Genomic DNA, 18,403 nt, shown 5'->3' on the forward strand with positions numbered 1-18,403 from the left:
TCAATAGCATTCGACATATATCGACAATTATTTGAGCTCGACGACGGTGACGCCGTGCTCGCCCTCGCCGTAAGTGCCGGGGCGGTAGCTCTTGACCGCCTTGTGCGAGCGCAGATAGACGGCTACGGCGGCGCGGAGCGCGCCCGTGCCTTTGCCGTGGATTATCGTGAAGTTCTTGACCTTGTTCATCACGCAGCTGTCGATGAAGGAGTCAAGCTCGATCTCCGCCTCCATCGCGGTCTTGCCGCGAACGTCTATTTCGAGTTTCGCCGGCGTTTCAACGCGCACGACGGAGGTGCCGCCGGCGCTCTTAGGCTTGCTCATGCTGCCCTCGAGCAGGCGCAGGGAGGACTGGTCGATTTTCATCTTGACGTTGCCGACGATGACGGTCAGCTTGCCGTTCTTATCGGGCAGGGACTGCACCGTGCCGTTGCGGTTGACGTCGGTGACGAAGACGGAGTCGCCGACCTTGAGCGGACGCGGCAGCTCGTAGTGGTCGTTGACCGGCTTGCGCTCCGCGATCTCGTTTTCGAGCTTGTTAAGGCCGGTGTTGGCGGCGAGTTTCGCGTCGAGTATCTTTTTGCGGACCTCCTCGTCGTCAAGCTCGCGCGCGAGCTTGTTAAGGCGCTCCATTATCGCGGCGACCTCCTTGCGCGAATCGTCGAGCAGGCGCTCTTTTTCCTTTTCCGCGTCTTTCAGCAGCGCGTCGCGCGTGCGCTCGAGGCCGAGGTATTCCTGCTCGGCTTTCGCTTTGCGCGCGCTCGCCTGGCGTAGAAGGTCGTTGGCGTGCTCCTTCTCCTTTTCCGCCGCCTGCCGCGCCGTTTCGAGCTTGGAGATGACCTCCTCGAAGCGGGAGTTGTCGGCGGAGATAAGCTCGCCTGCGCGTGCGATAACGCCGCCGTCGAGTCCGAGGCGTTCCGCTATCGCGAAGGCGTTGGACCTGCCGGGCACGCCGATGAGCAGGCGGTAGGTGGGCTTCAGCGACTTGACGTCGAATTCGCAGGAGGCGTTTTCGACGCCCTCGGTGTTCAGAGCGTACTGCTTCAGCTCCGCGTAATGCGTCGTAGCGGCGAGCGCCGCGCCCGTCGCCTTGACCTTTTCGAGTATCGCGATGGCGAGCGCCGCGCCCTCGACCGGGTCGGTACCCGCGCCTATCTCGTCGAAAAGCACCAGACTGTCGCGGTCGCAGCAGTCGAGTATCGCGATTATGTTCTTCATATGCGCCGAGAAGGTGGAGAGCGACTGCTCTATCGACTGCTCGTCGCCGATATCCGCCATCACGCTCGTGAAAAAGGCCGCCTTGCTGTTTTCGGAGACGGGTATATGCAGCCCGCACGCCGCCATCAGCGAAAGCAGGCCGAGCGTTTTCAGCGCGACGGTCTTGCCGCCGGTGTTCGGGCCGGTGATTATGAGCGAGGTGTACGCGCCGCCGAGCCGCACGTCTATCGGCACCGCCTTGCCCTTCGGTATCAGCGGATGCCGCGCCTTTACGAAGTCGATTATCCCGTCTGCATTCAGCTCGGGCTCGCGTCCGTCAAGCTGGAACGAAAGCCGGCCGCAGGCGAAGGCGAAGTCGAGCATGATTATATTCTTGTATGTCGAACGTACCGAACCCGCCGCCGCGGCGACGAGCGCGGAAAGCTCGGCGAGTATGCGCGCGATCTCCTTCTGCTCCTCCGAGCGAAGTACGGCGAGCTTGTTGTTAGCGTCGACCGCCGCCATCGGCTCGATAAAGTAGGTGCCGCCGCTTCCGGAGGTGTCGTGCACGAGACCGGGGAACTCGCCGCGGTACTGCGCCTTGACGGGTATGACGTATCTGTTGTCGCGCACGGTGATGAGCGCCTCCTGCAGATACTTCTGCTTGTCGGGCGACATTATTATCTTCTGCAGCGAAACGCGGAGCTCCTCCGCGACGGCGCGGCTCTTGCGCCTTATCGAGAGCAGCTCGGGGCTCGCGTTGTCCGCGATCTCCTCGGGCGAGAGTATCGCGGAGACGATGCGTTCCTCGAGGTCGGCGTTCGGAACGACTCCGTTGAAGAATTCGCTCAGGCTGTCGCCGCCGGTCTTTATGTTCTTACGGTAGGCGACGACGCGTTTGGAGACCTTGAGCACGTCCGCGACGGTCAGCAGGTCGCCGGGCGAAAGCGAGCCGCCCTGCTCTGCGAGGAGCAGCAGGCGTTCGATATCGCGCAGTCCGCCGAAATCGAGTCCGCCGTAGTGCGTGATGAGCCCGACCGCGTCGGTCGTGCGCTTCATCCTTCTGCGCGCGCCCTCGAGCGTGCCCGCGGGCTCGAGGGCCTCGGCGAGCGCGGCGCTTTCTTCGCACTGGCACTCCTTTGCGAGCATATGCCTTATCTGCGGAAGCTCGAGCGATTCGTATGATTTTACGCTGTAATCCATATTATTCCAGCCCCTTGTAGAAGTCGAGGGCAGGGAAGCCCCTGCCGCATTGAGCGAGTAGGTATTTTTCGGCAGTCTGCCCCAGAAGGAGCAGGTTTTCGCCGCCGAGCGAGAAGGAGAAAACGCGCCCCGCCTCCGCGGAAACGACGTGCCGCATCGCGAGCAGAACGGCGGGCGTCACGGCAGTCATTCCGGATGCGGATTCGCGGCAGCCGTCGCAGCGGAGCGCTCCGCTGGTAAGGTCGAGCCACGCGATCCCCTCGGGCGGGAAGTCGGGCCTGCCGCACTTCTCGCAGTCGCCGAGCAGGGGAGCGTAGCCGAGTATCGCCGCGAGGCGAAGCTCGAAGCAAGCCTTTATAAGTTTCAGCGGCTTTTTGCCTTCGGCGGCGAGGTGGAAGCAGTTGAGCACGAGCGGGAGTATATCCGCCGTCTCGGCGTATTCGTCGAGCAGGGAATATACGACCTGCGAAATGTAGGAGCAGAGCGCGACGACGGAGATGTCCCTCCGCAGCGCGAAAAAGCCCTCGGCAAGATCCGCGGAGTTTAGCGAATAGCGCTCCCGCGACTTGTAGAGGGTGAACTCAGAGTAGCAGAAAAGTCTCGCGCCGGAGTTTCTGCTCCTCGGATTGAAGATGCCCTTCGTCCAGACGCGGATCACTCCGCGGTCCTCGGTGAGCAGCGTGATGACGCAGTCGCCGTCGGACACCTTCTGTTCACGGATAACGAGCCCCTTGGTTTTCAGCGTCATTGAGTATCGAACATCCCTATCGAGTTTATGAATCCGGCTCTGTTGCGCCAGTTTTCCTTGACCTTGACGCGCGTCTGCAGGTTGACCTTGCAGCCGAAGAACGCTTCGCAGTCGATACGCGCGGCGGTCATGGTCTTCTTTATCAGCGAGCCGTTTTTGCCTATGATTATGCCCTTGTGGCTGTCCTTTTCGCAATAGATTATCGCGGAAATATCGAGTATGCCGCTGTCACGCGTCGAGAACTGCTCGATCTCGACGGCTATCCCGTGCGGGATCTCGTGGTCGAGCGAAAGCAGCAGCTTTTCACGTATAAGCTCGGCGGCGATAACGCGGTCGGGCTGGTCGGTAACGGCGTCGTCAGGGAAAAAGTGCGGCGACGGCACGGCGAACTTTTTCAGCTCCGCCTTCAGCTCGTCGACTCCCTCGCCGGTCTCGGCGCTGATGGGGAGGACGGCTTCGAAATCGAACTGTCCGGAAAGCTCCGCGATGACCGGAAGCAGCGCTTCCTTTTCGCGCAGCGTGTCTATCTTGTTGACGCAGAGTATGACCGGTACGCCGCTTTTCTTCAATCGCTCAAGGAACTCGCCGACGGGCGAAAGCCCCGCGCCCTGCGGCTCGCAGAGGAGCAGCGCGGCGTCGACTCCGGAGGCGGCCTCGCCGACCGTCTTTATCATACCTTCGCCGAGCAGGGTGCGCGGCTTGTGGATGCCGGGAGTGTCGAGGAAGACGAACTGCGTTTCGCCCTCGGTGACGACTCCGGTCACTCGGGTGCGCGTCGTCTGCGGTTTTGGGGAAACGATGGCGATCTTTTCGCCGACCATCCTGTTGAGAAGCGTGGACTTGCCCACGTTCGGCACGCCGAGTATCGCGGCGAAAACGCTCTGTGTCATATTACTTTTCCTTTCTGTGTCTTCCGGCGAGCGCGACGAAAACGACCGCTCCGGCGAGCGCGGCGGCGAAGACCGCTATCGCCCACGGGTACGCCTTGAAAAAGGCGAGCGCGGCGTCGACGCGCGCCTTGCGGAAGAAGATGATCCCGCCTCCGACGGCGGCGAATATCGCGGCGGCGAGAACTCCGCCCGCGGCGGCGTCCTTCGCGCGTCTTGTCTGCTCGTTTCGCTCGGTGCCGACGCGGTCGAGCGTGCGCTCTATAGCGGTGTTGTGCGCCTCAGCGGAGATAACGAGCCCCATAAGTATGACCGCGGCGAGCCATTCGTAAGGCTCGATGCCGCATACGAAACCGAAGAACGTGACGAAAACGCAGAAGCAGATATGCACGCGCATGTTACGCTCGCGCAGTATCGTCTCCGCGAGTCCGCGGAAGGCGTATCCGAATGAGGCGAAAAACTTTTTCACGGCGTTTCTCCTTTGCGTTTCAGTCTCTCGGCGCGATGTCTTTGAGTATAAGCTCCTCCCGCGCGCGCATCTTTGCGCGGTCGGATTCCTCCTCGTGGTCGTAGCCCATCAGGTGAAGCATCGAATGAACCGTCAGGAAGGCGAGCTCGCGCTCGTATGAATGCCCGTACTCCTTCGCCTGCGAATAGACGCGGTCGCGGTTGAGCACTATGTCGCCGAGCTGGCGCGGAGTTCCGACTTCGTCGAATAGGGGGAAGGAGAGCACGTCGGTCGTCGCGTCCTTGCCGCGGTAGTCGCGGTTCAGTTCGCGGACGCGTTCGCTCTCCGTGACGAGCACGGAAACTTCGTATTCGCCCTTCAGCCCCTCCGCTTCGGCGGCGGCGCGGCAGCATCCGCGTATCAGCGCGCAGGGCGCTTTTACGCGGTAAAGGCGTTTTTCAAAATCCATACAGACCTTCAGCTTCATTCTTCTTCGCTCCTGACGCGGCGGCGCGGGCGCGACTGAGCCTCCGCGTCCGCCTTTTCGTATGCCTTGATTATGCGCTGCACGAGCGCGTGGCGCACAACGTCCTTCTCGGTGAAGCGGCAGATCTCGAGGTCCTCGATGCCGCCGAGTATGCGCATCGCGTGCACGAGTCCGCTCTTCTTTCCGGCGGGCAGGTCGATCTGGGTGATGTCGCCGGTGATGACCGCCTTCGAGCCGACGCCGAGGCGGGTGAGAAACATCTTCATCTGCTCGCGTGTGGTGTTCTGCGCCTCGTCGAGAATTATGAAGGCGTCGTCGAGCGTGCGCCCGCGCATATACGCCAGCGGCGCGACCTCGATGTTGCCGCGCTGCAGGTAGATGTTGTACGCTTCCACTCCGAGCATATCGAAAAGCCCGTCGTAGAGCGGACGCAGGTAGGGATCGACCTTGTTCTGCAGGTCGCCGGGCAGGAAGCCGAGCTTTTCGCCCGCTTCGACCGCGGGGCGTGTGAGGATGATGCGGTTGACCTGCTTGTCGCGGAACGCCTGCACCGCCATCGCGACGGCGAGGTAGGTCTTGCCGGTGCCGGCGGGGCCGACGCCGATGACGATAGTATTCTTCTTTATCGCGTCGATATAGCGCTTCTGGCCGAGCGTCTTCGCCTTGATGGGCTTGCCCTTCGCGGTGACGCAGACGCAGTCGCCGTTCATCGTCCTGAGCTTGTCCGCGCCGCCTTCGTCGACGACGGAGATGACGTAGCGTACCTCCTGCGCGGTGATGTTCTCGCCTCGCGCGGTGAGCATCAGCAGGTGCTCGATCACCTTCGCGGCGCGGTCGGCGTTCTCCTCGTCCGCGCCGGTGATCTTCAGCTCGCCGTCGCGGTTTGAAACGCTCACGTTGTAATGCCGCTCAACGAGCTTCATATTCTCGTCGAAGCTGCCGAAAACGCTTATAACGCTTTCCATTCTGTCAACTGCAATGAATCTTTCAGCCAATGTCGGCCTCCCGTTCGATATATATTTCCTTTTCTTTCGCTATGTCCGTTTCGAGCATTAGCTCGATCGTGCAGACCGCGCCGTCCGGCAGGAAGGTCACGCTCTCGGTTTCGGAGACGGCCTCTCCGTCCGCCTTTTCAAGCGCGGCGCGTCTGCGCGCCTCTTGCGAAGCGGCTTCCGCCGCCTGCCGCGGCGTAACGCGTTTCTCTACGGTGACGTATTCGCGGTACTCCGTTTCCTCCGTCCCGACGGGGAGCTCTGCGCCGCCGAAACGCAGACGGTTATTATAAGTCACGGTATCATATTCATTGTAACTCATTTTCGTGAAAAAAGAAAGAGGAATATTCAAATTAAACAGCCGTAGAGCCGTTTTTTTCACGGTATTTCCCGTATATTCCCGTTCCTGCGAAGAATAGGGGATGAAGACCTCGATCTTCACGGGGCAGACGGCGATGCATTCGGCGGCCGCGTGGACGGCTCCCGCCTCGTCGGTCAGCCCGCTGACGAGCAGGTCGCCCGCGGCTACGGAGTCGCCCGCCGAGACGACGGCGTCGCCCTTGAACGCGCTGACGCGCTTTATCGTGCCGCCCCGCGCGGCGACGACGTTGCAGGGCGCGGAAAGCGCGACGGTTTCCGGCGGCGCCGTGCGCTCGCGCACCTCCACGGAGGCGCGGCTACCGCGCAGGTTGACCGCGAGCCAGGAAAGCTCCGGCAGGGCGATAAGCGCGTTCTGCTCGGCGGCGATCAGGTCTATATCGCTTTTGAAGGCGCCGGGATAGATCCCCTGCCGCCCCAGCTCGGACAGTATCTCGCCCTCGCTGACTTTCGTGTTTCCGCTGACGTCCGTCACCCAGATTGAACGCGACAGCAGCGCGAGAAGGAACGCCGCCGCGACCGCGCCGGCGATAAGCCCGTTCCTGCGCCTGCCCCTGCAGAAGAGGAAGGGCAGACCGAACTTGCGCTCGACGCGCATGCGGCAGCCGTTGTTTTTCGCGTGCCTGCGCAGACGGCGGTAATCCCGCGCGTCGACGTAGGCGCAGACGCCGCCCTCGACGGCGTGAACGTCGCGGACGGAAACGCCGTCCCGCGCAGCGAGCGTAACGACGCGCTCGGGGCAGCCGCCGCGCAGAGAAAACCTCACGAAGCCGCGCAGGCGGCGAAGCAGTTTTGCTACCGGCATTTCTCTTCCTCCGTAAAATCCACCCCGTCGATGCAGCCCTTTATCATCGCGCTGCCGTTGCCGAGCGAACGCAGCTCGAGGCCGCTCCCGCGCACGCGGACGCGCGGCCGGCCGGTCAGAGTGATGCTCTCGGCGTCGTATTCCGCTACGCCGCGGCAGCCCTCCACGAGCGCGGATCTGCGCCCGAGCTCGACGCGCACGCCGGCGGGGGAATCCGGCTCCGTGTCTCCGGCGAAGCGGAACTTCGCTTTCGCGGCGTATTTCTTCATGATTCGGCTCATCTTCATTTCTTTTCACCCGTGAAATAAATATGACCGCGCCGGCGCAATAATGCGGGCGAACGCGGCATATTATCGTGTGAGGAGTGAGGATATGAATGCGGTTTTGAGAGCGAAAAAGCGAAGAAAACTCGCGGCGCTGCTCCCGGCGGCGCTGACGCTCGCGCTGCTGGCGTTCCCTTCGCTCGCGGCGGCGGGCGCGGCGCGGGGACTGAAGCTCTGCGGAACGCTCGTTCCGGCGCTGCTGCCGTTCATGACGCTGTCGGCGTGGGCGAGCGGCGCGGGCGCGTTTTCCGGAGGAAAGCTTACGGGGAAGCTGACGCGTGCGCTTTTCGCGCTTCCGCCCGCGGCGGCGAACGCTATACTTTCCGGCTGGCTCTGCGGCTATCCCGCGGGAGCGCGCGCGGCGGCGCGGGAGTACGAGGCGGGCGCGCTGACGAAGGCGCAGGCGGAGCGCCTGCTGACCTTCTGCGCCTGCGTTTCGCCTTCGTTCGCGGTCGGCGCGGTCGGCGTTTCGCTTTTCGGCAGCGCCTACGCGGGCTTCTGCATATACGCGGGCGCGGTTATCTCCTGTCTGCTGATCGGCGTCGCAGGCAGGTTTTTCGCGAAAAAAGAACCGCCGCGGAAAGCGGCGGCGGTGAAATATGAGTCCGGCTTCGCGGAGGCGGTGGCGGACGGCGCGGAAAGCATGCTGAAGATCTGCGCGCTGACGGTGCTTTTCGGGGCGTTGATCGGAGTCGCGGATGGTACGGCGCTCGGCGGTCTCTCCGCGCGCGCCGCGTCGGCGGTGAAGCTCGCGCTGGAGCTGACGAACGGGAGCGCGGCGGCGGCCGTTTCGGGCGGGTTCGCGCTCTGCGCCGCGGGCGCGGGCTTCGGCGGCTTGTGCGCGCTCTGCCAGTGCGCCGCGCTGACACGGACGGAAGGGGAGCGGCTGAACGTCGCGCCCATGCTCGCTTCGCGCGTGGCGCACGCCGCGCTTACGGCGCTTTTCGCTTCGCTGCTACTGCGGCTTGACGGCCGCGCCGTCGGCGCGTTTTCGACGCTGTCGGACGGCGTCCGCGCCGTGCCGAAGGTGGATAACGTCCCCGCCGCCGTCGTGCTGCTCATGCTCTCCGCGACGGTGCTGATGAAGGCGTACTCGAAAAGCAAAGGGATATAGAAAGTCCCGCTGCTTGCAGCGGGACTTTCTGGCACGCCCGGCGGGATTCGAACCCACGACCTTTTGGTTCGTAGCCAAACACTCTATCCGGCTGAGCTACGGGCGCGTATTCGGTTTTTTCCGAACTCCGAGGATATATTCTAGCACTTACCGCCCGAGATGTCAAGCATATTTTTACTTTTGTTTTCGAGATTGCATTTTTCGCGCGGATATGATAGAATAACACCATCAAATACGGGAGGCCGCCATGGACGCGAAAGAAAAAACCTTCATCATAATCTACCCGATACTCGCCATCGCTTCGGTCGGCTGCGCGGTCAAATGCTTTATCGACGGGCGCCTCGCCGCGGGTATCGCGCTCTGCGTTCTCGCGGTCGGTATCGCGCTATTCTCGATATTCCGCAAAAAGCTTTTCAAAGAAGACGAATAACGACAGCAGGAGAAGCCGCGATATGAAAATCCATATAATAGGCGGGCCGGGAAGCGGGAAGACCTACCTCGCGAAAAAGCTTTCTGCTCAGCTCGGCATACCGCACCACGACCTCGACGAACTGCAATGGGATAACGAAGCGGAAGGATACGGCGTTAAGCGCGATCCGCGGGAGCGTGACGCGCTGCTCGGCGGCATACTGCGGAACGACGGCTGGATCATCGAGGGAGTTTATTACAAATGGTGCGGCCGCTGCTTTGAAGAAGCGGACGAGATATACCTGCTCAGCGTTCCGCGGCACAAATACAGATACCGCATCATCCGCAGATATATCCGCCGCAAGCTCGGCATTGAAAAAGGCAAAAAGGAAACGCTCGGCTCGCTGCGGAAGCTTCTGAAATGGGCGGATAAGTTTCAACGCGAGAACCTCGCCGAAATCATAAAGATGCTCGCGGCGTATCCGGAAAAGGTCAGAACGCCGCAATAAAACGTTCAAAAATACATATTTTTCACGCGCCTCCTCGGGATAACGGTTTCGTTTTTACACAGAATAGAAACGAAACTACCGAAGGAGGTCGTTTTATGAAGGGTACGATCAAAGGAGCCGCCGCGGGCTTCGCCGCCGGAGCCGCAATGGGCATGGTCGGCGGACTGATGCTCAAGAAGAAGCCGAAGATGAACAGCATCAAGAAATCCGCGGGCAAGGCGCTCCATGCGGCGGGCAACTTCGTCGAGAATATGCCGAAGTGGTAAATGCTTCCGCGCATAAGCGGCGCCGTCGTGGCAGATAATACTACCGACGGCGAAAAAGAATAAGTTTTGCGTTTGCGTGTTTCGCCGCCCGCCCCCGTCCGTTGACAGACGGGGGCGTTGTTATGCGCGGTATCTGCCGCCGCAGGGGCGATCTCAATCGCCCGCGGCTCCCCTGTGCAAGGGGAGCTGTCGCCGCAGGCGACTGAGGGGTTGTATCTGTGGCGCAGCCGCAATACCACTATGCGGAGCGTAATACCACTGCGAGCAATATCACTATCGCGTCAGCGATAGTACCACTCCCGCCGACAAAGTCGGCGCGGATCATCAAGCCGCCGGTTATACAACAAAAAGCGCCCGCGAATTCGCGGGCGCTTTTTGAAAACGTATCCGTTTATCTGTTATCTCTCCACGCCTGCAGGAACGCGTCGTAGTTCTCCTTCGGCGTGGCGTAGACTACGGCGTTGGAATTGCCGAGCACGAATGGGCTGCCCTTTCCCTGCGCGATAATGTCCGCGGTGGAGGCGTAGACCGCCTCCGGCGCGCCGGAAAGCATCAGCCCGCAGTCGACGTTGCCGCAGAGGCAGAGCTTGCCTTCCAGCATTTCGCGCAGTCCGCCGACGGTTATTCCGGCAATCGGGTCGAGCGCCTGCAGGGCGTTGACTCCGGTCTCGACCGCTTTGTCTATTATCGGCATTATGTTGCCGTCGGTGTGGAATATCGGGATCAGCCCGAGCTCTTTGACTCTCGCGCTCCATCTTTTCGCGAAGGGCATAAAGAACTCTTCGAGCTGCTCGGGGTTGAAGTAGGGCGCGCGCGCGTCGGAAAGATCGCTCGGCAGGTAGACGAACTCCGCGCCGGCGTCCGCCATCCGCCCGAGCTGCTCAAGCCCGTTCGTAAGCATATTCTCCGCGCGCTCGACTATTTTTTCGGGCGCGTCGTACATCATATACGAAAAGTCCATATATTCCTCGTTGTCCGGCATCGCCAGGCAGCAGCTGTTGCCGCCGCCGACGAGGAAGTCGGGCTCCAGCTCGCGCAGGAAGCGTATCAGCTTCAGCCGCGCGTCCTCCGGCAGCGTGTAGGGACAGTCCCACGGCATATCCGGCACCGAAACGGCGCCGAAGCCGAGCTCCTGCCCGACCTTCGCCATTATCTCCGCGTCGCGCTTCAGCGCGTCGTCCTTTTCGCCGTCCGGCAGCGCGAGGAAGTCGCCGCCGAAAACCGCTTTTTCGTCGGAATACTTGTTCCAGAGGTGGAAGTGCAGCTCCCACAGCGGTACCTTCTCCGGCACGCCTTTGTTGAACGCGATCCGCGCGTATTCTTTTTCGCTCATATCATCACCCCAAAACTCCGCCACGAGGGTGGAGTTTGAATAAAAAACATGTTTGATTAAACGCCGTAATCTCTCCGCGCGATATGCAGCGTTATCCGAGCGTGCCCGGGTCGGCGAGCTTCGCGGCGACGCGGAGTATCGCAAGCGCGTCGGAAACGGTGACGTGGCCGTCGCCGTCGGTGTCGCCGATCCTGATTGCGTCGTCGGTTTCCTCGGCGAGCTTCGCGGCGATGCGCAGCGCGGCGAGCGCGTCGGAAACGGTGATTTCTCCGTCGCCGTCGAAGTCGCCCTTGAGAGAGGAAGCGCCGGATTCAACGAACATTATCAGCAGAGTGATGGATTTGTAATCCTTTTCCACCGTGAACTCGATCGATTCCGGAGCGTTACCGTTGAATTCTTCATATTCTAACGGCTCTTCGAAGGCGCCGAGACTGCCGGATACCGAAAGGAGCAGGGTTTCATGGCCGGCGTCGGGATAGAAGGTGACGTTCAGCGTGATCTCCGTGTCGGTTTCGTAGACTACCTCATAAGACGCGGTGCCGCCGCCGTCCGTCGAGACGATAATCGGCGGCGTGTCAACCGCGGAAACGGCGACGGGAAGCGCCGCGACTATGATGAGCGCGAGCGCGAGTGAAAGCAGTTTTTTCATAACGATACCTCCTTGAATGATTATCTTCTGAAGCTGCGTCTGTAATTCGTTTTAGCGCTTCTGCGCCGGCGGAAAGTGGTGCGGTGTCTGTTGCTGCGCGAATGCCGGATAATCATAAAGACGATGAAGCCGATCAGCGCGGCGAGAAGCACGAAGAAGATTATCAGCACCGGCGTTGACGAGAAGAACGCGCCGATGTTCGTGAAGATGAATGAGAAGAAGTTGCGGTCGACGCTCTCGTAAACGACTACGGCGCCTGTGGCGAGCTCGACGACGCCGTCTTCGTCGCGGTAGAAGAACTTAGCCGTGCCCGCGGGATCGCCCTTCGCGACGGGCGCGTCGAGGTGGTCGGGTATGTCGACGGAGACGAGCAATCCGGTAGCAGTGCCGTCCTCGTTGTCGTGATTGACGGTCGTATCCGCGCCGTTAGGCATGACCGCGTAGACGTCCTCTTCGACGGAGAGGGTCACGTAGTCGTGGTTCCATGCGTAGCGGAGCTTCGTCTCGAACTGTGCGCCTTCGGTCGTGCCGACCTTGACGACGGAGAGGTTGTCGAAGCACCACTTATAGATTTTTCTTGTGTCGGGAAACGCCTGGTTAACTCCCTTTTCCGCGGCGGCGCCGAAGACGAGACAGAGGTATTCGTCCTCTCCTTTCTTTGCGGTGCTGACGAGGCATCGCCCGGCGGGAGTCGTCGTGCCGGTCTTACCGCCGGTGGCGTATTTGTAGTAATTCGGATCCGAGCCGATGAGCAAAAGGTTGGTGGTGGAGAAGGTCTTTTCCGGGCGGTTGCCGTAAGCCGGTCTCTTCGTCTGCTTCATGTCGAAGAACTCGACAAAGGCGGGATTCTTCAGCGCGTAAAGCGCGATGGCGCCCATATCGCGCGCCGTAGTGTAGTGGTTCGCGTCGTGTACGCCGCTGGAGTTGACGAAGTGAGTGCCGGTGCAGCCGAGCTCGTCGGCCTTGGCGTTCATAAGCTCCGCGAACGCCTCCTCGGAGCCGGAAACGCGCTCCGCAAGCACGGTCGCGGCGTCGCAGGCGGAGCAGACCATAAGCAGCTCGAGAAGCTTGCGCACCGTGAGCTGTTCGCCGGCGATGAGTCCGGCGTTCGAGTGGTTGATAGTATCGACGCGGCTGAGCGCGGAATGCGTTACTTCGACTTCTTCCTCGAGGTCGGTACAGTTCTCGATAACGAGTATCGCTGTAAGCACCTTCGTTATCGACGCGGGGAATACCGTTTCGTCGGGCTTGACGCCGAACACCTCGACTCCGGTGTTGAGGTTGATGACGAGCGCGTGCTCGGAGGAGAGCTCGAGATCCGGCTTTTCATAAAGCGCGGCGTTCGCGTTGAACGCGGGCACCGCCGTTAAAAAGCACAGTACCGCGGCGAACAATACACAAAAAAACCTCTTGCACATTCGCGTTTCCTCCATTATAATAGCACTGAACGGCAATAATAGCGTTCGGGCAATCGTTTCCGAATACGATTATATCATACCCGACGGATAATATCAATTATAATTTTTGGGAATCAGCCGCCGTGAGGAGTATTTTTATGGAGAATTACAGTCTTGACACCCTCGCCGTCCACGCGGGCTACGACGGGGACGAAACCACGAAATCCGTGGCGGTGCCGATTTATCAGACCGCGGCTTACAAGTTCGACAGCACCGAGCAGGCGCGCTCAATTTTCGAGCTCACGGAGGATGGGTATATCTACACCCGCCTCGGCAACCCGACCGTCGATATTTTCGAGAAGCGCATAGCCGCGCTCGACGGCGGCGTCGGGGCGGTCGCGGCAGCGAGCGGACACGCCGCGATGCTGATGACCGCGCTCTGCCTCTGCAGGCACGGGGATGAGTTCGTTTCTTCGACGGCGATCTACGGCGGCGCGGTCAACCTTTTCGGAGTGACGCTCGGCAATCTCGGGATAAAGGTGCGCTGGGCGGACATCAACGACGCGGAGAGCTTCCGCGCCGCGATAAACGAAAAGACGAAGTTCGTCTTCGTCGAGTCCGTCGGCAACCCGACCGACGCGATACCGGATTTCGCCGCGCTTTCCGCGATCTGCCGCGAAGCTGGAGTGCCGCTCGTCGTTGATAACACATTCGCGACGCCGGCGGTATTCAGACCGAAGGAGGCGGGCGCGGACATAGTCATCTATTCCGCGACGAAGTATATCTGCGGCAACGGCACGAGCATGGGCGGAGTCACCGTCGACTGCGGCACCTTCGATTTCGGAGGCAACCCGCGCTTCCCGCAGTTCAACGAGCCCGACAAGAGCTATCACGATATAGTTTTCAGCGAGAAATTCGGCAGGCTCGCGTTCCTCACGCGGCTGCGCGCGCAGATCCTGCGCGACGTCGGCGCGGCGCTCTCGCCGTTCAACGCGTTTATGCTGACGCTCGGGTGCGAAACGCTTTCCGTGCGTATGCAGCGCCACTGCGAGAACGCGATTGCGGCGGCGGAGTACCTCGAGAAGCACCCGAAGGTCGCTTCCGTCGACTGCCCCGCGCTTGAGAGCAACCGTTACCACGCGCTGCAGCGGAAGTATATGCCCAAAGGGATCGGCGGCACCTTCGCCTTCGAGCTGAAGGGCGGCAGGGAAGCGGGCGCACGCTTCATCGACGCGCTGAAGCTTATTTCCAACGTAGCTAACGTCGGCGACGTACGCTCGATGGTGATACACCCCGCGTCAACGACGCATTCTCAGCTTTCCGCGGAGCAGCTCCGCGCCGGAGGCATAACCGAGGGAACGGTGCGCTTCTCCGTCGGCATAGAGGACATACGGGACATAATCGCCGATCTCGATCAGGCGCTTGACAGAGTATGAAAAACGCATTTATGGAAGCCGCCGTCGCGGAGGCGAAGAAGGCCGCCGCGGAGGGCGAAGTGCCGGTCGGCGCGGTGATAGTGCGTAACGGCGAAATAATCGCGGCGGGACGGAACTCCTGCGAAACGGACGGCGACCCGCGCCTTCACGCGGAGATGGTCGCGATCGGCCGCGCCTGCGAAGCGGTCGGCGGCTGGCGCCTTTCCGACTGCGATATATACGTTACGTTAGAGCCGTGCCCGATGTGCGCCGGCGCGCTGCTGAACGCACGAATACGCCGCATCTACTTCGGCGCCTACGACGCGAAAAACGGCGCCTGCGGTTCCGTCTGCGACGTCGGCGTGATGGGATTCACCCACAAGCCCGAGATTTACGGCGGGATATGCGCCGACGAGTGCGCGGCGGTGCTTTCGGAGTTTTTCGGAGAAAAAAGATAAACGAGCGTTTCAGAGAAGGACGGCATGCGCCGTCCTTCTTTTTTTCTTAACGGAAATATCACAATTTCCTTGCATTTTCGCTTTTTATATGATAAACTCAAATAGTGTATGATATCGGGGCGTATTGTTTCGCTCCGACACGCAGAAATATAAGATTTCGGAGGCAAATTATGAAGAACACCGCGAAAAAGAGTCTGGCGGTACTGCTTACCGCCTGCATGCTGCTCGCCGTTGTCTGCTCGCTCGGAAGCGTGGGCATAATCGCTTCGGCGGCGCACCCCGGCTACTACGAGTTCGTTGAAATGCCCGGTTTCGGCGTCTGGACCGACGAGGAACTGGCGACGCTCTACGAGGAGTATACCGCCGCGCCCGTGCACAGCACGGACAACCTGCCCGAGGGCGTTGACGACGCCGTGAAGTTCACGATCACAAGCGTTGATAAGACCTGGGGATCCGCGACGATAAACTCCGGCAATCTTCGCAACAAGACCACCGCGACGCAGGAACCCGGTTTTTCCTGGGGCGCAATGAGCCTTCCCGGCGGCAAGAGCATCGTCGGTGACAAGAGCTTCGCCGACTGCGACGGCATCTGCTTCTGGGTAGGCGGAGCCGGCGGCAGATACGAGGGCAAGATGAAGATGCAGATGTTCCTCGCGGAATGCAGAGGCCCGTTCTATGACTATAACAAGGGGCTTGACGACGGAACTAACGAGCTCGGCGACGCTCCCATCGGTTACAGATACGAGAGTACCAGCAAGGGCACGGACGCCGACGGCTATATATTCTTTGACTTCGACGAGGACTTCAGACAGGTCGACTGGTGGGCGACCGACGACGACGGTATCAACCAGAGCGTCAGCGTTACGAGCGAAGCCAACCTCAGACCGATTCCCGAAAAGGTCAGAGAGACCATGAACGGCATGACGGTCTGCTTCCTCAACGTCTCCGTCGGAACGCAGATCTACATCGCCGACGTGAAGGGTTACAAGGATACCCGCGTTTTCATCGACAGCCTTGACGACGCGCTCTCCCGTTTCGACTCCCTCAATCCCGACGCGTACACCGAATCCTCCTACGCCGCCGCTACGGACGTCTACCTCGAAGTTATGGATATGCTCGACGTTCCGATCGATAACTACACGCAGGACGAGATCGATTCCGCCGCTCGCAGGCTCAACGCCGTTATCGACGGGCTCGATCCGATGTTCCCCGCGAAGTCTTCGACGGAGATCGCCGGTTTTGAGGTGTGGGACGACGACGATCTGATGGATATGGCCGACGGCGGTTACTGCACCGACGTCGCATATATCGAAGAGACCGAGAACGGCCCCGAAATATGCATCATAAGCACCGCGAGCAGCGGCGCTCCCGATTACGGCTGGAGCCGCTTCATCTCAGCAATCGACGGCGGCGATTACTACGAAGCCGTGAAAAATCCGTTCGGCGCCGACCTGAGCGACACCGCCGGATTATGCTTCCATATAGCGTATGAAGGCGATTATCAGCCCGTCGATATCCAGCTCGGCGTAGGCGTCACCGACGGCCCCTACTTCGTTGCTTACAATCCCGAAGTCACCTTCCCGCAGGCTCCCGAAAGGGAAGGTCTTGTCAGCGCCGCGTGGGCCGCGTTCTATGACGAGGACGACGTTGAGGATATCTACGACTGGCTCGATCAACTCGATTTCTTCGAGCTGCGCCTGCCCGATTCAGCGCAGCAGCAGTTCCGCATCCGCGACCTCTACGCTTACGAGTGGGCGATAAACGACGCGGACTTCGCCCCGAGCGCCGAGGCTGCCGAAACCGCGAGAGCCGAGCTTGAAGAACTCGGCGAAACCAATTACTATCCCGCCGGTTGGGAAGAATACGTCGCCGCGATCGAATTCGCGGAGGCGCTGCCCGGCGTCTACGGCGTGAGCGATGAAGACGTCGCCGCCGCCGTGGAACGCATCGAGAGCGCGAGAAACGCGCTTGTTCCGATCGGCGACGAGGATTACGGCACGCTCAAAGAGCTTCACGAGACCTACAAGGTCGCCAACGCCTTCTGGTACGGCAACTACACCCTTTCCGCGGGCACCAAGCTGAACAGAGCGGTGGACGCCTACGAAAAGGTCAAGGATACCGCCATCAACGCGGAAACGGCTGACAAGCTGCTTGCCGATTTCGGGTCCGCGGTCAGCGGTTTCAAGGCGATCACCCCCAAGGCGGTCAACGAAGACGGCATCTACTCGTTTGAGGACTACACTCCCTTCGATCTCGACTACTGCATGGCGTACCGCTCCTCCGGCGTCGCGTACACGCTGGTCGAGAACTCCGACGGCGTTCAGGCGCTTTCCATGAAGGCGGTCAGAGACATCATCGGAGGCGAAGAGGCCGCGATGAGGTTCTATCCCTTCTATAATAACTACCTTACCCGCCCGCTGAAGAAGGCCGCGCTGGTCGGCGACCTGAGCAAGATCACCGGTTTCTTCTTCGACGTCGAGGTCAACGACCTCTCGATAACGAAGGACGCGTACCTGACCTTCGGCGTGCTCAACCGCAACGCCGAGAAGCCGTTCAACAAGTGCGCCGACGCGATCCGCATCCCCGCGTCCGGCAAGGGCAGGGTATACGTACCGATCAACTCGCTGCTTGCGACTCCGGACGGCAGCACCGGTTCCATCGCGCTGAACAACATCGACGGCTACTATTTTGAGGTCACCGGTTCCGTCGGCGAGGGCTTTGAGATCAAGATCACAAACATCGGCGCGTACACCGGCACGACGAACGCCGTTCCGGGCGCTCCCGAGTTCATCAACGTCGCCGAGGGCGAGAATTACGAAGCCGGCTTCATCCCGCAGTGGACCGACGGCGCGGCAGTCCTTGACGACAACTACTACGTCTTCGGAACGCCGATCGAAGTCAACGGACCGCACACCATTTCCGCCGGCACCGGCGCGAACTACGTCGAGGTCAACTTCACGATTTCCGGCGGCATCGAGCCCCCGGCGCCCGCCGTTAAGAAGGGCGACGCGGACGGCGACGGAGTCATCACCGTCGGCGACGCGCTTGCCGCGCTGCGCGTAGCCGCGAAGCTCGCCGAACCCACTCCCGAGCTGCTTGCCGCCTGCGATATCGACGGCAGCGGCGCCATCGAGGTCAACGACGCGCTTGCGATCCTGCGCGTTGCCGCGAAGCTCGCCGACGAAAGCTCGCTCGGATAAACCGAACCTGACGACAGACAGCCCCGCCGTTTGGGCGCGCAAATTAGGGATACGCCGGTCTTAAAAAGGATCTTTTCGCGCCGGACTGCGTTGAAAGCGCTCGGAATACATACAGTATTCCATCGCGCTTTCGCCTTGTCCGACACAAAAATCTCTCTTTTTAAGATGCGGAGCAGTTTTGAACGA

The 18,403-nt window shown here is 60.7% G+C and carries 18 protein-coding genes and 1 tRNA gene; 7 read left to right on the forward strand and 12 right to left on the reverse strand.

The genetic code is table 11. The annotated features are described in order from the left end of the window. Positions 1-27: 27 nt before the first annotated feature. The 8 genes from J5441_03975 to J5441_04010 are packed head-to-tail and all read right to left on the reverse strand — an operon-like array spanning position 28 to position 7,432. Positions 28-2,400, reverse strand: a complete 2,373-nt coding sequence (locus J5441_03975) for an endonuclease MutS2 (protein MBO4934313.1) — start codon at positions 2,398-2,400, stop codon at positions 28-30. A gap of 1 nt (position 2,401) precedes the next feature. After that, positions 2,402-3,148: a DNA repair protein RecO gene (gene recO, locus J5441_03980; protein MBO4934314.1), complete on the reverse strand. Its 747-nt coding sequence runs from the start codon at positions 3,146-3,148 to the stop codon at positions 2,402-2,404. Continuing rightward, a complete protein-coding gene (gene era, locus J5441_03985) occupies positions 3,145-4,038 on the reverse strand; it encodes a GTPase Era (protein MBO4934315.1) in 894 nt (297 codons plus the stop codon). The genes recO and era overlap by 4 nt, the downstream gene beginning before the upstream one ends. 1 nt (position 4,039) lies before the next feature. After that, positions 4,040-4,504: a diacylglycerol kinase family protein gene (locus J5441_03990; protein ID MBO4934316.1), complete on the reverse strand. Its 465-nt coding sequence runs from the start codon at positions 4,502-4,504 to the stop codon at positions 4,040-4,042. A 19-nt stretch (positions 4,505-4,523) separates the two neighbouring features. Continuing rightward, positions 4,524-4,970 carry an rRNA maturation RNase YbeY gene (gene ybeY, locus J5441_03995; protein MBO4934317.1) on the reverse strand — a complete coding sequence of 149 codons (447 nt, stop codon included), beginning with the start codon at positions 4,968-4,970 and terminating at the stop codon, positions 4,524-4,526. Beyond that, positions 4,967-5,935 (reverse strand): PhoH family protein, encoded by a 969-nt coding sequence (locus J5441_04000; protein MBO4934318.1) that lies wholly within the window; start codon positions 5,933-5,935, stop codon positions 4,967-4,969. The genes ybeY and J5441_04000 overlap by 4 nt, the downstream gene beginning before the upstream one ends. A gap of 22 nt (positions 5,936-5,957) precedes the next feature. Further along, the gene (locus tag J5441_04005; GenBank protein ID MBO4934319.1) at positions 5,958-7,145 is read right to left on the reverse strand and encodes a sporulation protein YqfD; all 1,188 of its coding nucleotides are present in this window, start codon (positions 7,143-7,145) and stop codon (positions 5,958-5,960) included. After that, on the reverse strand, positions 7,136-7,432 hold the full coding sequence (locus J5441_04010) for a YabP/YqfC family sporulation protein (GenBank protein ID MBO4934320.1): 297 nt from the start codon (positions 7,430-7,432) through the stop codon (positions 7,136-7,138). Before J5441_04010 ends, J5441_04005 begins: the two co-directional genes overlap by 10 nt. An 85-nt stretch (positions 7,433-7,517) precedes the next feature. On the opposite strand from J5441_04010, the gene J5441_04015 reads away from it, so the two are divergent. Continuing rightward, positions 7,518-8,582, forward strand: coding sequence for a hypothetical protein (locus J5441_04015; protein ID MBO4934321.1), 1,065 nt, complete (start codon positions 7,518-7,520; stop codon positions 8,580-8,582). A 29-nt stretch (positions 8,583-8,611) separates the two neighbouring features. On the opposite strand, the gene J5441_04020 is transcribed toward J5441_04015, so the two are convergent. Next, positions 8,612-8,688: transfer RNA gene (locus tag J5441_04020), tRNA-Arg, on the reverse strand. Positions 8,689-8,829: 141 nt separating this feature from the next. On the opposite strand from J5441_04020, the gene J5441_04025 reads away from it, so the two are divergent. From J5441_04025 to J5441_04035, 3 genes are all read left to right on the forward strand, one after another. Then, the gene (locus J5441_04025; protein MBO4934322.1) at positions 8,830-9,012 is read left to right on the forward strand and encodes a hypothetical protein; all 183 of its coding nucleotides are present in this window, start codon (positions 8,830-8,832) and stop codon (positions 9,010-9,012) included. Between the two features lie 22 nt (positions 9,013-9,034). Then, entirely contained in the window at positions 9,035-9,499 is a 465-nt protein-coding gene (locus J5441_04030) for a DNA topology modulation protein FlaR (GenBank protein MBO4934323.1), read from the forward strand. Positions 9,500-9,594: 95 nt separating this feature from the next. Next, a complete protein-coding gene (locus J5441_04035; protein ID MBO4934324.1) occupies positions 9,595-9,765 on the forward strand; it encodes a hypothetical protein in 171 nt (56 codons plus the stop codon). A 391-nt stretch (positions 9,766-10,156) separates the two neighbouring features. On the opposite strand, the gene J5441_04040 is transcribed toward J5441_04035, so the two are convergent. The 3 genes from J5441_04040 to J5441_04050 form a co-directional block, all read right to left on the reverse strand. Then, positions 10,157-11,098, reverse strand: coding sequence for a hypothetical protein (locus J5441_04040; protein MBO4934325.1), 942 nt, complete (start codon positions 11,096-11,098; stop codon positions 10,157-10,159). Positions 11,099-11,189: 91 nt separating this feature from the next. Then, positions 11,190-11,747, reverse strand: coding sequence for a dockerin type I repeat-containing protein (locus J5441_04045; protein MBO4934326.1), 558 nt, complete (start codon positions 11,745-11,747; stop codon positions 11,190-11,192). Positions 11,748-11,767: 20 nt separating this feature from the next. Beyond that, the gene (locus J5441_04050) at positions 11,768-13,165 is read right to left on the reverse strand and encodes a serine hydrolase (GenBank protein MBO4934327.1); all 1,398 of its coding nucleotides are present in this window, start codon (positions 13,163-13,165) and stop codon (positions 11,768-11,770) included. A 137-nt stretch (positions 13,166-13,302) separates the two neighbouring features. Here J5441_04050 and J5441_04055 point away from each other — a divergent pair, with 137 nt between their 5' ends. The 3 genes from J5441_04055 to J5441_04065 all read left to right on the forward strand — a co-directional run bounded on the left by J5441_04055 (position 13,303) and on the right by J5441_04065 (position 18,217). After that, positions 13,303-14,580: an O-acetylhomoserine aminocarboxypropyltransferase/cysteine synthase gene (locus J5441_04055; protein MBO4934328.1), complete on the forward strand. Its 1,278-nt coding sequence runs from the start codon at positions 13,303-13,305 to the stop codon at positions 14,578-14,580. Continuing rightward, positions 14,577-15,017: a nucleoside deaminase gene (locus J5441_04060; protein ID MBO4934329.1), complete on the forward strand. Its 441-nt coding sequence runs from the start codon at positions 14,577-14,579 to the stop codon at positions 15,015-15,017. The genes J5441_04055 and J5441_04060 overlap by 4 nt, the downstream gene beginning before the upstream one ends. Before the next feature lie 170 nt (positions 15,018-15,187). Then, entirely contained in the window at positions 15,188-18,217 is a 3,030-nt protein-coding gene (locus J5441_04065; protein ID MBO4934330.1) for a dockerin type I repeat-containing protein, read from the forward strand. The last annotated feature ends 186 nt before the right edge of the window (positions 18,218-18,403 follow it).

This window comes from Clostridia bacterium (genome assembly GCA_017620395.1).
Taxonomy (GTDB): Bacteria; Bacillota; Clostridia; order Oscillospirales; family RGIG8002; genus RGIG8002.

Bases quoted from the DNA above. Each gene is read 5' to 3' on its own strand.
- J5441_04005 (MBO4934319.1), bottom strand. From the start codon at position 7,145: ATGCCGGTAGCAAAACTGCTTCGCCGCCTGCGCGGCTTCGTGAGGTTT.
- J5441_04040 (MBO4934325.1), bottom strand. From the start codon at position 11,098: ATGAGCGAAAAAGAATACGCGCGGATCGCGTTCAACAAAGGCGTGCCG.
- J5441_04015 (MBO4934321.1), top strand. From the start codon at position 7,518: ATGAATGCGGTTTTGAGAGCGAAAAAGCGAAGAAAACTCGCGGCGCTG.
- J5441_04010 (MBO4934320.1), bottom strand. From the start codon at position 7,432: ATGAAGATGAGCCGAATCATGAAGAAATACGCCGCGAAAGCGAAGTTC.
- J5441_04050 (MBO4934327.1), bottom strand. From the start codon at position 13,165: ATGTGCAAGAGGTTTTTTTGTGTATTGTTCGCCGCGGTACTGTGCTTT.
- J5441_04030 (MBO4934323.1), top strand. From the start codon at position 9,035: ATGAAAATCCATATAATAGGCGGGCCGGGAAGCGGGAAGACCTACCTC.
- J5441_04035 (MBO4934324.1), top strand. From the start codon at position 9,595: ATGAAGGGTACGATCAAAGGAGCCGCCGCGGGCTTCGCCGCCGGAGCC.
- J5441_04045 (MBO4934326.1), bottom strand. From the start codon at position 11,747: ATGAAAAAACTGCTTTCACTCGCGCTCGCGCTCATCATAGTCGCGGCG.
- ybeY (MBO4934317.1), bottom strand. From the start codon at position 4,970: ATGAAGCTGAAGGTCTGTATGGATTTTGAAAAACGCCTTTACCGCGTA.
- recO (MBO4934314.1), bottom strand. From the start codon at position 3,148: ATGACGCTGAAAACCAAGGGGCTCGTTATCCGTGAACAGAAGGTGTCC.
- J5441_04065 (MBO4934330.1), top strand. From the start codon at position 15,188: ATGAAGAACACCGCGAAAAAGAGTCTGGCGGTACTGCTTACCGCCTGC.
- J5441_03975 (MBO4934313.1), bottom strand. From the start codon at position 2,400: ATGGATTACAGCGTAAAATCATACGAATCGCTCGAGCTTCCGCAGATA.
- J5441_04025 (MBO4934322.1), top strand. From the start codon at position 8,830: ATGGACGCGAAAGAAAAAACCTTCATCATAATCTACCCGATACTCGCC.
- J5441_04060 (MBO4934329.1), top strand. From the start codon at position 14,577: ATGAAAAACGCATTTATGGAAGCCGCCGTCGCGGAGGCGAAGAAGGCC.
- J5441_04055 (MBO4934328.1), top strand. From the start codon at position 13,303: ATGGAGAATTACAGTCTTGACACCCTCGCCGTCCACGCGGGCTACGAC.
- J5441_04000 (MBO4934318.1), bottom strand. From the start codon at position 5,935: ATGGAAAGCGTTATAAGCGTTTTCGGCAGCTTCGACGAGAATATGAAG.
- era (MBO4934315.1), bottom strand. From the start codon at position 4,038: ATGACACAGAGCGTTTTCGCCGCGATACTCGGCGTGCCGAACGTGGGC.